The organism is Microbacterium trichothecenolyticum, from assembly GCF_030818955.1.
Taxonomy (GTDB): domain Bacteria; phylum Actinomycetota; class Actinomycetes; order Actinomycetales; family Microbacteriaceae; genus Microbacterium; species Microbacterium trichothecenolyticum_B.
On sequence record NZ_JAUTBF010000001.1, the window covers coordinates 3,169,441 to 3,182,378 of the forward strand.

Genomic DNA, 12,938 nt, shown 5'->3' on the forward strand with positions numbered 1-12,938 from the left:
CGCTGGACGCGGTGGCATCCGGGGTATATGTTGTGAAAACCAACAAACCCGGGGGCGTCACCGCGCGCCCGTGCGTCCATGCGAAGGAGCAGGAATGCCCACCCCCACCCGCGATGACAAGTTCTCGTTCGGACTCTGGACCATCGGCTACAACGGCGCCGACCCGTTCGGCGGCCCGACCCGCCCGGCGCTGGACGTCGTGCACGCGGTCGAGAAGCTCTCGGAGCTCGGCGCCTACGGCCTGACCTTCCACGACGACGACCTCTTCGCCTTCGGCTCCACGGATGCCGAGCGCCAGATGCAGATCGACCGCCTCAAGGGCGCTCTCGCCGACACCGGCGTGATCGTGCCGATGGTCACGACGAACCTCTTCTCGGCCCCCGTCTTCAAGGACGGCGGCTTCACCTCGAACGACCGCCAGGTGCGTCGTTTCGCGCTGCGCAAGGTGCTGCGCAACCTCGACCTCGCCGCCGAGCTCGGCGCGAAGACGTTCGTGATGTGGGGCGGCCGCGAGGGTGCCGAGTACGACTCCGCGAAGGACATCCGCCAGGCCCTCGAGCGCTACCGCGAGGCCGTCAACCTGCTCGGCGACTACGTCACCGACAAGGGCTACGACATCCGTTTCGCGATCGAGCCCAAGCCCAACGAGCCCCGCGGCGACATCCTGCTGCCGACCCTCGGGCACGCGATCGCGTTCATCGACTCGCTCGAGCGCCCCGAGCTGGTGGGCCTGAACCCCGAGGTCGGCCACGAGCAGATGGCGGGCCTGAACTTCGCCGCCGGTATTGCCCAGGCGCTGTACCACGGCAAGCTCTTCCACATCGACCTCAACGGCCAGCGCGGCATCAAGTACGACCAGGACCTCGTCTTCGGCCACGGCGACCTGCACAACGCGTTCGCCCTCGTCGACCTGCTCGAGAACGGCGGCTACTCTGCTGATGGGCACCCCGGCGTCCCCGCGTACGACGGTCCCCGTCACTTCGACTACAAGCCCTCGCGCACCGAGGACGAGTCGGGCGTCTGGGACTCGGTCTCGGCCAACATGAACACCTACCTGCTGCTCAAGGAGCGCGCCGCGGCCTTCCGCGCCGACCCCGAGGTGCAGGAGGCGCTCGCCGCCGCCAAGGTGCCCGAGCTCGCGCAGCCCACGCTGAACGAGGGCGAGTCGTACGACGACCTCCTCGCCGATCGCTCGGCGTACGAGGACTTCGACACCGACGCGTACCTCGGCGGCAAGGGCTTCGGCTTCGTCCGCCTGCAGCAGCTCGCCACCGAGCACCTGCTCGGCGCGCGCTGATCCCCCCGGGGTCCGGATGCCGGCGGCATCCGGACCCCGCGAGCCGCGGCATCCGGGCGCCCGGTAGTTCTCCGTTGAGTGTCCAAAACACGCCGCACAGGTCGCACCCCACGCGGCGTGTCCTGGACGCTCAACCCCGGCCCGGCCCGCGCGGAACCTACTCACCCCCGCCCGACCCGCGCGGGCACGCGCGAAACCCCTCCCGTTGAGTGTCCAAAACACGCCGCGCGGGTCCCACCTCACGCGGCGTTTCCTGGACGCTCAACCCCGGCCCGGCCGGCGCGGGCACACGCGCCATCCCTCTCATTGAGTGTCCGAGACACGCCGCACAGGTAGCACCAGACGCGGCGTTTCCTGGACACTCAACTCCGGCCCCGGCCCGGCCCGGCCTGGGCCCCGGCCGCGGCCTGGGCCCCGGCCCCGGCCCGCCCGACCCGGCGGGTGCCGCACAGGCGGCACCTACTCAACGGGTAACACCGACACCACCCGCGCCGAAGAGGGCGCGACAGACAGAAGGGCAGAGCATGGCGCTCGTCATGGGAGTCGATTCGTCGACGCAGTCGTGCAAGGTCGTCGTCGTCGACGCCGAGACCGGGCGAGTGATGCGCGAGGGGCGCGTGTCGCACCCCGCCGGTACCTCCGTCGACCCCGAAGCGTGGTGGAGCGCGCTGCAGGATGCCATCGCCCGGGCCGGCGGCCTCGACGACGTCGCGGCGGTCTCGATCGCCGGGCAGCAGCACGGCATGGTCGTGCTGGATGCCGAGGGCGCCGTGATCCGTGACGCTCTGCTGTGGAACGACACCCGTTCCGCGCAGGCCGCGCGCGACCTCATCGCCGAGGTCGGAGCCGACGCCTACGCCGAGCGCACCGGTGCCGTGCCGGTCGCGTCGTTCACGGGCACGAAGCTGCGGTGGCTGCGGGATGCCGAGCCCGACGACGCCGCGCGCGTGGCCGCCGTTGCTCTGCCGCACGACTGGCTCACCTGGCGCCTGCGCGGGTTCGGGCCCGGCAACGCCGTGCTCGACGAGCTCGTCACCGACCGATCGGATGCCTCGGGCACGGCGTACTGGGGAGCCGACGGCTACGACCTCGACTTGTTCCGCCGCGCCCTTGGACACGACGCCGTCCTGCCCCGCGTGCTCGGACCGTGGGAGAGTGCGGGGACGCTCCCTGTCGGTGCGCTCGTCGGCCCCGGCGCGGGAGACAACGCGGCTGCGTCGCTCGGCCTCGGCGCCGGGGTCGGCGACGTCGTCGTCTCGCTCGGTACCTCGGGCACGGTCTTCGCCGTCGCCGATGCCCCCACCCGCGACACCACCGGCACCGTCGCCGGGTTCGCCGACGCGACCGGGAAGTTCCTGCCGCTGGTGGCCACCCTCAACGCCGCCCGTGTGCTCGACGCGTTCGCCGGGCTCCTCGGCGTCTCGCACGACGAACTCGGTGCCCTCGCGCTCGAGTCCGAGCCCGGCGCCGGGGGCGTCGTGCTCGTGCCGTGGTTCGAGGGCGAGCGCACGCCCAACCTGCCGCACGCGCAGGCGTCGCTGACGGGCCTGACGCTGGCATCCACCAATCGGGCGAATCTCGCGCGGGCGGCGATCGAGGGGATGCTGAGCGGCCTGGCTGTCGGTCTCGAGGCGATCCAGGCGCAGGGCGTCGACGTGCAGCGGATCCTGCTCATCGGCGGCGCGGCGGCGAACGAGGGTGTCGCGCGCATCGCGGCGCAGGTGTTCGACGCCGAGATCGTGGTGCCGGCGGCGGGGGAGTACGTCGCGCTCGGCGCCGCCCGCCAGGCCGCGGGGGTCCTGGCCGGCGGGCCGATCGACTGGACGGTTGCCACGACCCGCGCAGTCGACGCCGATCACCGACCCGAGATCCGCGAGCGGTACGACGTGGTGGCGGGGCTGCGGGCGGCCGAGTAGATCGGGAGGGGGATGCCAACAGCCCCATGCTCCTCGTCAACCGCCTGTCGGTCGGCCGTCGGCCCGCTCTAGCGTCGCGTCATGATCCGCATTCGCCTGGACGCGCCCACCTTCCACCGCGACGTCGACGTGGAGGCCGCCGACGACCTCGTCGAGGCCGAGGGGATGACGTGGACGCGAGACGGCGAGGTCGACGCCTTGCCGCGCTACGTTCCGGCGGCGACCGGCTGACTATCGCCCGTCGTCGCGTCGGCGTCGGCCTCCGAGCGGGGGCGTCGGCCGGCCGGCCGTGGCATCCGCACCGGGCCGTCCGTCTGCTGCACGTCGACGTACGACGGCTGCCGCGCGGCCCGCACCCACGTGTATGCTCGCGCTCCCGGAATCGGTCGCCGCACCGCGTCGAATCGCAGACCGCGGTCGTCCTGATCGGCGTCGGCACGCAGCTCGAGGGTCGCGAACGGATGCCACGGTCCCAGGGCCGTCGCGTGTCCGAGCGTCAGCACCCAGGCGCCGTCGTCGGCACCGGGAAGCTCGCGAGGATCGGTCGCCGGCGCGCGCCCCGACCGCGTGCGAGCGACGAGCAGCACCGGCCCGCGCTCGCCGCGATACGGCAGCAGCGTTCCGAGCCGCGCCCGCTCGACCCGCCGATGTGCGAGCAGGGCGAAGCGCGCGGGCACGTTCCACCCGGTCGAGGCGAGCTCGATGTCTGCCGGGGTCGAGGTGGCATGTGCGTGCCACGCCGCTGTATCGAATCGCAACGCCAGCCCGATGATGTCAGGCAGGGGCGCGGGCAGTCCGAGCGAGCGCGAGACACGCGCCACCACGGGCACCGACCGAGCGGGGGCGTCGTCGATGAACGCGAGGCCCGCGGGCTCGGCATCCGGAATCCACGTCATCGCGCCGCTCAGCACCACGCCCCTGTCGTGGATCGGACGGGGGTGGCGCAGTCGTTGCGCGAGAGCGAAGCCGCTCTTCAGAAGCCTGCCGATCGCGCCGGCGAGCGGGGAACGTGACAGGGGAGGGATGCCGGTGGGCGGGGCCATGCGCTTATGGCAGCCCGAGAATCCCAGGGAGCCGAGGGGGTTGCGCGGTGCCGCCGCTCGGCACAGACCGCACGGCGGGTGTGGCGCGGCTCAGCGGGCGGCGTCTGCCAGCGGGCCGGCGAGCCACCTCTTCACGTCCTGTGTGCTGCGTAGGTGGACGACGGGGAGGTCCGCGTCCAGCGCGGCGATTCGATCCCGATAGATGTGCCGGGCGGAGATCGGCCACCGCACGATGTGCTCGGGGTCGGTGAAGAACGTGCGCAGGAGCGGCCGATGTTGCCGTTCCACAGCGGCACGCGACCGAGGCGTCGACGCAGCGTCCGGGCGATCACGCGCGGCAGGGTCACGGTGGCGAAGGGCCGGTCGAGCCAGACGAGCAGGTCGGCGCGCGCGGCGAGCAGCGGGCGCGCGGGAGCGTACTGCCACTCCGTCACCCACGCATCCTGCGCGACCAGAGCCCGCACGTCGGCGACGAACTCGGGGTGGGGCGTCCAGTCCGGCCCGTGGAACAGCGCGTCGATCTCGGTGTGAGGGATGCCGAGCACCTCGCCGATCCGCGCCGCCAGGGTCGTCTTCCCCCGCCGTCGCCCGTTTGGGGCGCGAATGTCCGTTTGGGGCGCGGCATTCTCCGCCCCAAACGGAAGAACGCGCCCCGAAACGGGTGGAGGCCATTACAGCCGCTGCCCCAGCGCCCACAGCCGATCTGCCCGGCCGGAGATCGCCTCCGAGAGCGCGAACGCCTGCGAGTCGGTGAGGGATGCCACGTAGTCGACGATTCCGCGGGATCGCGCGAGGCGCTCGGTCTCGGCATCCGAGGGGCGACGCTCGGTGGGCAGGGCCGCGTACTGCTCGCGGGCGAGGGCGATGAGCTCGCGCAGGCGCCGCGGGGTGCGTGCGCGGTCGAGGTCGTCGTCGAGCCATTCGCCCAGCGCGCGCACCGAGCGGGCGAGGATGCGGCTCATGCCGCGCTGCTGGATCGCCAGGTCGGGGCGACTCAGCACGAAGCGTTTGTGCACGAACTTCAGCACCTCGACGTGGTGCCAGGCCCACGGCGACAGCACGACCGGTCCCGCCCGCGGGGTGTCGAGCGGACGCAGCCGCGCCGACTCCTGGAACCGGCGGATCCACCGATCGGTGAACGACGCGAGCCGGCGCTCGGCCGTCAGCGACCCGTCGAACGGGCGGGCGAGCAGGTCGGTGACCATCTCGGCATCCACGTCGCTGACGGCGGCGAGGAACGCCTCGTCGTCGGCGATCCACGGGTCGTCGCGGCGCATCTTGCGGCGCAGGCGCTCCAGACCGGCCCCGGGCATGAGTTCGGCGCGCACTTCGGCGTCGTCGCGCTCGCGCCACTCGAGCACGTCGTCGAGCCAGCCGCGGAACTCCGCCGCGATCGGGGCGTGATCCAGGATGCCGGCGCGGTAGAAGTCGTCGACGTCGTGCACCGAGTACGCGATGTCGTCGGCGAGGTCCATCACGGCGCCCTCGATGCTCTGGCGGAGCGGCTCGGCATCCACCCCCTCGCGGGCGGCGGCGAGGTCGTCGAGATCGAGGTCGTACGCCGAGTACTTGTGCACGCGATACGCGCCGTCGGGGGAGCGGCGGATGCCACGGGGCGGGCCGATCCGCTCGACCTCGGCCGCCTCGACCGACGGCGCCCACGGGTACTTCGCCGAGGCCGCGCGCACGGCGGCGGTGAGGTTGAGCCCGCGCGGGGCGTTCTCGATGACGTCGAGCGCGGTGAGGATGCGATAGGTCTGCGCGTTGCCCTCGAAGCCGTCGGCAAGGCCCAGCTCGTCGCGCGCGAGGCGGTCGAGCGTGGACTCGCCGAGGTGTCCGAACGGCGGGTGGCCGAGGTCGTGCGCGTAGGCCGCGGCCTCGACGACCGTGGCGTTGCACACGTCGCCCTCGCCGGCTTCGCGTGAACGCGTGTTGAGCTGCAGGGCCACCACCCGGGCGATCGCGCTGACCTTGAGCGTGTGGGTCAGGCGGTTGTGCACGGGCGCGGCGCCGATCGAGGGCGAGACCACCTGCGTCACGGCCGAGAGTCGGGAGAAGTACGGCGAGAACTGGATGCGTTCGAGGTCGATCGACCACGGATCGGCGCGGGCGTCGTCGTGGTCGGGGTGGATCCGGGATGCCGGGTTGCCGATGATTCCGTCGACTGCCGGCCTCGCGTCCCCGGCGGGGGGAGTGGTCTCGTGGTGGAGCAAAGCGGTCCTCTCGCGGCATCGGCGACGTGGCTCCACGCTAACGCGCCGATTCGACCACCGCGTTCCCCGTTGACGCGCAGCGTACGGAGCCACGCGGCCGGGTCAGCGGACTGCGAGAGGACGGGGGGTTGCGTGAGGTCGTCCGTGCCCGCCGGTAGGGGCTGCACCCGAGCCGACGAACGGTCAGGCGAACATCTGCCGGAGGATGCGGAGGTCGCCGACGTCGAGGGCGTTCGCGATGAGGTCCGCATCGGCGGGGTTCGGGAACAGCCCGGACAGGTCGTTTCGGAAGATCACGCGCATCGCATCGACGTCGCCCGCCTGCGCAGCAGTGCTCATCGCCTCGACCGCGTCCTGATACGGGATCTGCTGGTAGCCGGCGGGTGCGTCGTCGGGGGCGAAGTATGGGATCCACGGGATCGACTCATCGGGGTGCAGCAGCAGAACCTCGCCGGGGTGAATCGTGCGGGTGTGGTTGAGCTCGGCGATCGTCAGGGCGTTCGCGATACAGAACCGTTCCGCGATCGCGTCGAGGGCGTCGCCGGCGGCGACGGTGTACGTCACGATCCAGCCCTCCGCATCCAGCCCGGCGCTTCCCGCCGCGAATTCGCGTGCGCCGCGGTCGAGGAGTTCCCCGCCCACGCTGGCCGTCATCCGGCCCAGGTGCAGCCACGCCGGGTTCTCGCAACCCTCCGGACTGTTCCTCGGGATCATCGTGCCGTTTCCCACGTCCACGTAGTCGTCACCCAACGGGTCGACCGTCTCCGCCGTGTCAACGCCCGCCCCGGACCGCGGCTGCTCGGAAGGCTCCGGATCCTGCGCGAAGACCGGCCAGGAGGCTAGTTCCCCCTGCACGGCCGCCACCGTCGGCATCGCCATCGCGAACAGGCCGGCCACGACGAAAGCGGACACGCCCACGGCGACCTTTGCGGCTCGGTTCATGCGATGAACGTATGCGAATCGCACTGCTGAGGGAAGCCGCGAACCACGATCGCGCGGGCGTACGAGCTCGGTGTCGAGGGCACCTCGCCGGGCGGCTGTACTCGCACGCATTTTTCGCGGGATGCCGCAAGCCACTGTCGATGCAACACCGGGCCGCTACAAACGGGCGTATCGCATCAGCTGGCTGCAGGGAGTTTTCGATGACGATCTACGGGTATCACGCCTCACACGAGCAGATCGCCCCGCGCGAGCTCCTCGCCTCGGTCAAGCGCGCCGAGCAGGCGGGCTTCGACGCGGCGATGTGCAGCGACCACCTCACCCCGTGGAGCGAGCGGCAGGCGCACTCCGGCTTCGCCTGGTCGTGGCTCGGTGCTGCGTTGGAGGCGACGTCACTGACGTACGGGGTGGTCAACGCACCCGGACAGCGGTATCACCCGGTCATCATCGCCCAGGCGATCGCGACCCTCGAGCAGATGAACCCCGGCCGTTTCTGGGCCGCGCTCGGGTCGGGACAGGCGATCAACGAGCACGTCACCGGCGACCGGTGGCCCGACAAGGACACGCGCAAGGCGCGGCTGCGCGAGAGTGTCGACGTGATCCGCGCCCTGCTCGCGGGTGAGGAGGTCACCCACGACGGTCTGATCACCGTCGATCGCGCCCGCGTGTGGTCGCTCCCGGACACCCCGCCGCCGCTGATCGGCGCCGCGATCACCGAGGCGACGGCGAAATGGGCGGGGGAGTGGGCGGACGGCCTCATCACCATCTCGCAGCCCCTCGATCAACTGCGTCGGGTGGTCGGTGCCTACCGCGACGCGGGCGGCCGCGGAGACGTGTTCATTCAGGCGCAGGTCAGCCTGGAGGACACCCGCGACAAGGCGCTCGCCGTGGCGCACGATCAGTGGCGCACGAACATCTTCCCGTCGCCGCTGAGCTGGGATCTGCCCACCGTGGAGCACTTCGACCAGGCCGCCGAACACGTGAGCCAATCCGCTGTGGCCGAGGCCGTCTTCTGCACCGCGGATGCCGGTGAGCTCGCCGAGCACCTGCACGCTTTCGAGTCGGTCGGTGCATCCCGCGTCTACATCCACGGTGTGACGCAAGACCAGGCCCGCTACATCGACCGCATGGGGGAGCAGGTGCTGCCGCAGCTGCTCGAACGTGCCAGTGATAAGTGAAGCGACCGCCGGCTACCTCTCCCAGAATCAGTCACGGCCGGGATCGGGCCGGCGCCTGGCGCAGGACCACCCTGAACCGCCGAACCCGATGGGGCCGCAATCTCAAGCCGTCCGTGCAGCGAGGTGGGGTGCGCTGAGGAATCCCACGCCCACTCCTGACAAACTGACGGGATGCCGGGGGAGTACGGGTGGCAGCGGGTGCGCGTCGGGAACGCGACCATATCGATCGCCGAGGACGAGCCGATCGCCCTCGTGCGTTGCCCGGACGAATCGGAACGGGTGGCCACGTGGCCCGATCTCGACCTCGGCGCACGCGCGACCGGGATGACACTGCTGTGCACTTCGACGGGCGTATGGGTCGTGTACCGCCCGCAAGAGGCCCTCGACGAGACGATCGCACGCGGCCGCAGCGCCGCCGTGCACGTCGGCCTGGATGCGTCGCTGGGAATCGCTGAGTCGTTGGGTGACGCTCAACTGATCGGCGCAACCGTCCACGGTCTGTGGTTCCGAGATCCGGCGGCCTCGAGCGATCCGGATCGGACCGACGCCTGGCTGTCGGACGACGTGCGGATCCGCTCGGTCGACGGCGCGGAGCACCGGATGCTGGTCGACTGGCGCATCGCGTGGGTGATCGATGCCGGGACCTCCGACGCGTGTGTGGCCGTCCACACGGAGCCGCCGCGCCGGTCGCGACGGGGGTGGGAGTACGCGACTGCCGAGATCGTCCTCCCCTCGGGAGCGCTGCCGGGCGAGCTTCGCACTCAGGGCTCTTCTCTCCACCCCGTAAACGACTCCGAGATGATGGCGACGATGAGAGCGCTTCTGCCGCAACGCGTCCCGCGCGCGAGCGGCGACGCGCGTGCGTCATGGCAGCCGGCGACCATTCGCGCCGCCGATATCGCGGCCGCGGTCGATGCCGTGACCCACGAGTTCGCCGACCTCGAACGGTACTGGACCGATCCTTCCGGGAAGTCGGGACCGCTCGTCGGTGGTCTGCACGAACCCAGGGTCGATGTGCACGGGGAGTGGCCCGACACGCGCGTGGAGGTCAGCTTCCGGCATCCGTATTTCACGGACGGACGGTTGCGGCGGGTGCTCCGTGTCTTCGACCCCGCTGGGCGGTTCGCGCCGCCGCTCTACGCGTCGGTGCACCTGATGGAAGACCTCGCCACGGGCAGGCTCCCGCCGATCGAGACGGCAATCGACGGCGTGCTGGATTTCTGACTGCGATACCCCCGGGTGTGACGAGCCGGCCGTCCGCCACTCGGCGTCGGGGGGCGGCGCTGACGTTCGGCACCTGGTGCAAAACCGATCGGTTTCGCGCCACATCACCCGGCCGATCAGCTCGCGGCGAGATCCATATGCACTTGATACCGATCACCTCGATACCACGAGGTGACGTACTCGATCGGTTGTCCATCCGCACGAGATGTGCGTCGGAAAACAAGGACTGGCGAGTGCGGCGAGATGCGGAGCGAGGCGGAAATGTCGTCGCTGGCAATCTCGGCCCACACTGTCTGCTCAGCCGCGTCGATGCGGACCCCATAACGGTCGTCGAGCAGGCTATAGAGCGAGCCAGTGAGGTCATGCTGGCCCAAATCATCCGCAACGCGGGGCGAGTACCACCCGGTTTCGAGAGCCATCGGTGTGCCGTTGGCGAGGCGAAGGCGCTTGATAGACCAGCCCCGCTCGCCCTCGTTGAGACCGAGCGCCGCGCGCGCTTCAAGAGGCGGGGCGGCGAGAGCGGCCTCCAGGACGAGCGTTGTGGCGACCATCCCTCTACGCCGCATGTCCTCGGTGAACGAGGCCAGGTGCAGCTGTGACTGGACGCGTTCACCCGCAACGAAAGTGCCCTTGCCGTGGACCGTGTAGAGCTTCTGCTCCTCCATGAGCTGGCGGACTGCCTCACGAACGGTCGCTCGGCTTACCCCATGCAGGACCGCCAGCTCGCGCTCAGACGGTATGGCTGCATGGGCAGGCCAGGTCGTGCCGATGTCCGCCAGCAAGATCGCGCGCAGTTGTGCGTGCTTCGGCACGGGACCAGAGGTCACGGTGGCTGTGGTGGCTAGCGAATTACGGGGCATGTCGGCGGTGACTTTCCATGTTGACACGATTAGGTCCGGTCACTATTTTCTACTGGTACGTACCAGTAAGGACCATACTTCGAGGGTCTAGCGGCGGATACGTCTAGCTTCCAATGTAGGCGGCTGTCAGTGGTGCGTACCACTGCCCCGCCGCCTACCAAGGGAATGGTTATGACTGAAGTTCTGTCCCCGCTCGCAGGAAGTGTCCTTTCGCTGTCGGCCGTCCCCGACCAACTGTTCGCGGTCGGAGCGATGGGCCCCGGTATCGCCATTGAGCCTCCGGCCGCCGTCGTGGAGGTCGTGTCGCCCATCAGCGGGACGCTGCTGCAAGTCTTTCCTCACGCATTCGTCGTCGTCGGCGACGACGAGCTTGGCGTTCTCGTTCATCTGGGAATCGACACGGTGCAGTTGAAGGGTGAGGGCTTCACAGCCCTTGCGGGCAAGGGCGACTTTGTGAGTGCTGGCGCTCCCGTCATCAGTTACGACGTTCCGGCAATCCGCGCAGCGGGGTTTGCAAGCATCGTCCCCGTCGTCATCCTCGAGCGCCCCGCCGACACCCTCGTTGTTCTTCCTGCTGAGGGAGACGACGTGCTCCCCGGCACGCCTCTGCTGACCGTCTGATCCGACCCGACCCATTTCTTCACTGCCGAAAGAGAACTTCTCATGACCACTACCACCCCCGCCGTGCGCCGCCGCGGTGTCCCGGGCTTCGCCCAGATGCAACGACTCGGCAAGAGTCTGATGCTCCCCATTGCCGTACTGCCGGCTGCGGGCATCTTGCTCCGACTCGGACAGCCCGATCTGCTCGGCCAGATCGACCTTCCGGTCATTGGTCCCTTCTTCCAGGCCATGAGCGCCGCCGGTGGAGCGCTCTTCGACAACCTCGCCTTGCTGTTTGCCGTGGGTGTTGCGATCGGCTTCGCGAAGAAGGCGGACGGCTCCACCGCCCTGTCTGCGGTCGTCGGGTACCTCGTGCTCGCCAACGTTTTCAAGGTGATGTCGCCGGTAGTCCTTGCCGGACAGGCGACCGCGTCAGGCGACCAGGTGCAGATTAACTACAGCGTGTTCGGCGGTATCATCGTCGGTCTGCTCACAGCGTGGCTGTTCGACCGCTATCACACGATCCAGCTGCCGCCTTACCTGGGCTTCTTCGCTGGACGTCGATTCGTGCCGATCATCGTCTCCTTGACGAGCCTGGTCGTGGGCTTCGGTCTCAGCTACTTCTACCCGATTTTCAACACCGGCCTGACGGGCCTCGGCGCCTTCATCGGCGGCACCGGCGCTATCGGCGCCTTCGTCTACGGCTTCGCCAACCGCATGCTCATTCCTCTCGGCTTGCACCACATCCTCAACTCCTATGTGTGGTTCCTGCAGGGCTCCTACACCAAGGGCGACGGCAGCACCGTGACCGGCGAGCTAACGCGCTTCGCCGCAGGCGACCCCACCGCAGGAGCGCTCACCTCCGGCTTCTACCCGGTGCTGATGTTCGGCCTTCCTGCCGCGGCGCTGGCAATGATTCACCTCGCCAACCCCTCGCAGCGTAAGGCCGCGATCGGCATCCTCGGAGCCGCGGGACTCACCGCCTTCTTGACCGGCGTGACCGAACCCCTCGAGTTCGCCTTCATGTTCGTGGCCTTCCCGCTGTACGTCGTCCACGCTCTCCTCACCGGAATTTCCCTCGCGGTGGCCTACCTACTCAATATCCACCTCGGCTTCTCCTTCTCCGCAGGTCTTTTCGATTTCCTGCTGTACGGAACCGCCCCCGCAGCGAGCAATGTATGGCTCCTGCTGGTGATGGGTGTCGTCTACTTCGGCGTCTACTATCTGCTCTTCCGCTTCGTCATCAAAAAGTGGAATCTGCGCACCCCTGGCCGTGAGGATCTGTCCGCCCCCGCACACGACGTTGCAGCTGAGGACGATCCTGCCCCCGCGCCGAGCGCGACGGGCACCAACTCTGCGGTAGCTGTCGCACCGGTCGACACCGCCACCGGCTCCACCGCTGAGCAGCTGATCGCCGCGTTTGGTGGACGAGAGAACCTCGTCCACGTCGACGCCTGCATCACGCGCCTTCGCATGGAGGTGGCCGACCCCAAGCTGGTCGACCACGCCCGCCTCAAGCAGCTGGGCGCCGCCGGGGTACTCGAAGTCGGTGACAACGTGCAGGCGGTGTTCGGCCCGCGGGCGGAGTCGTTGAAGAACGACATCATGGACGTGCTGCGATGACCCAGTGCGCCACCGCCCACCAGCCTGCCCGAGGGAGGCGCAACT

At 69.5% G+C, this 12,938-nt stretch carries 12 protein-coding genes; 7 read left to right on the top strand and 5 right to left on the bottom strand.

Annotation, left to right across the window (positions count from 1 at the left end):
• Window positions 1-94 precede the first annotated feature (94 nt).
• The 3 genes from xylA to QE412_RS14935 all read left to right on the top strand — a co-directional run bounded on the left by xylA (window position 95) and on the right by QE412_RS14935 (window position 3,444).
• On the top strand, window positions 95-1,297 hold the full coding sequence (xylA, locus tag QE412_RS14925; RefSeq protein ID WP_307485568.1) for a xylose isomerase: 1,203 nt from the start codon (window positions 95-97) through the stop codon (window positions 1,295-1,297).
• Between the two features lie 524 nt (window positions 1,298-1,821).
• Window positions 1,822-3,213: a xylulokinase gene (gene xylB / locus QE412_RS14930; RefSeq protein WP_307485571.1), complete on the top strand. Its 1,392-nt coding sequence runs from the start codon at window positions 1,822-1,824 to the stop codon at window positions 3,211-3,213.
• A gap of 81 nt (window positions 3,214-3,294) precedes the next feature.
• Entirely contained in the window at window positions 3,295-3,444 is a 150-nt protein-coding gene (locus QE412_RS14935; protein ID WP_307485574.1) for a hypothetical protein, read from the top strand.
• Here the strand turns inward: QE412_RS14935 and QE412_RS14940 are convergent.
• The 4 genes from QE412_RS14940 to QE412_RS14955 form a co-directional block, all read right to left on the bottom strand.
• Window positions 3,420-4,256, bottom strand: coding sequence for a hypothetical protein (locus QE412_RS14940; RefSeq protein WP_307485576.1), 837 nt, complete (start codon window positions 4,254-4,256; stop codon window positions 3,420-3,422). The genes QE412_RS14935 and QE412_RS14940 overlap by 25 nt on opposite strands.
• A 131-nt stretch (window positions 4,257-4,387) precedes the next feature.
• Window positions 4,388-4,801: a hypothetical protein gene (locus tag QE412_RS14945; protein ID WP_307485578.1), complete on the bottom strand. Its 414-nt coding sequence runs from the start codon at window positions 4,799-4,801 to the stop codon at window positions 4,388-4,390.
• A 126-nt stretch (window positions 4,802-4,927) separates the two neighbouring features.
• Window positions 4,928-6,469, bottom strand: coding sequence for a deoxyguanosinetriphosphate triphosphohydrolase family protein (locus QE412_RS14950; protein WP_307485582.1), 1,542 nt, complete (start codon window positions 6,467-6,469; stop codon window positions 4,928-4,930).
• A gap of 183 nt (window positions 6,470-6,652) precedes the next feature.
• On the bottom strand, window positions 6,653-7,411 hold the full coding sequence (locus QE412_RS14955; RefSeq protein WP_307485588.1) for a LysM peptidoglycan-binding domain-containing protein: 759 nt from the start codon (window positions 7,409-7,411) through the stop codon (window positions 6,653-6,655).
• A 200-nt stretch (window positions 7,412-7,611) separates the two neighbouring features.
• On the opposite strand from QE412_RS14955, the gene QE412_RS14960 reads away from it, so the two are divergent.
• Complete coding sequence (locus QE412_RS14960; RefSeq protein WP_307485591.1) at window positions 7,612-8,586, top strand: TIGR03885 family FMN-dependent LLM class oxidoreductase; 975 nt, start codon at window positions 7,612-7,614, stop codon at window positions 8,584-8,586.
• Window positions 8,587-8,757: 171 nt separating this feature from the next.
• Complete coding sequence (locus tag QE412_RS14965) at window positions 8,758-9,810, top strand: hypothetical protein (RefSeq protein WP_307485594.1); 1,053 nt, start codon at window positions 8,758-8,760, stop codon at window positions 9,808-9,810.
• Window positions 9,811-9,926: 116 nt separating this feature from the next.
• Here the strand turns inward: QE412_RS14965 and QE412_RS14970 are convergent, their stop codons facing one another.
• Window positions 9,927-10,622 (bottom strand): GntR family transcriptional regulator, encoded by a 696-nt coding sequence (locus tag QE412_RS14970; protein WP_307485598.1) that lies wholly within the window; start codon window positions 10,620-10,622, stop codon window positions 9,927-9,929.
• Between the two features lie 219 nt (window positions 10,623-10,841).
• Here QE412_RS14970 and QE412_RS14975 point away from each other — a divergent pair, with 219 nt between their 5' ends.
• Both QE412_RS14975 and QE412_RS14980 read left to right on the top strand, forming a co-directional pair.
• Window positions 10,842-11,291 carry a PTS sugar transporter subunit IIA gene (locus QE412_RS14975; protein ID WP_307485601.1) on the top strand — a complete coding sequence of 150 codons (450 nt, stop codon included), beginning with the start codon at window positions 10,842-10,844 and terminating at the stop codon, window positions 11,289-11,291.
• Window positions 11,292-11,333: 42 nt separating this feature from the next.
• Complete coding sequence (locus QE412_RS14980; RefSeq protein ID WP_307485604.1) at window positions 11,334-12,893, top strand: PTS transporter subunit EIIC; 1,560 nt, start codon at window positions 11,334-11,336, stop codon at window positions 12,891-12,893.
• The last annotated feature ends 45 nt before the right edge of the window (window positions 12,894-12,938 follow it).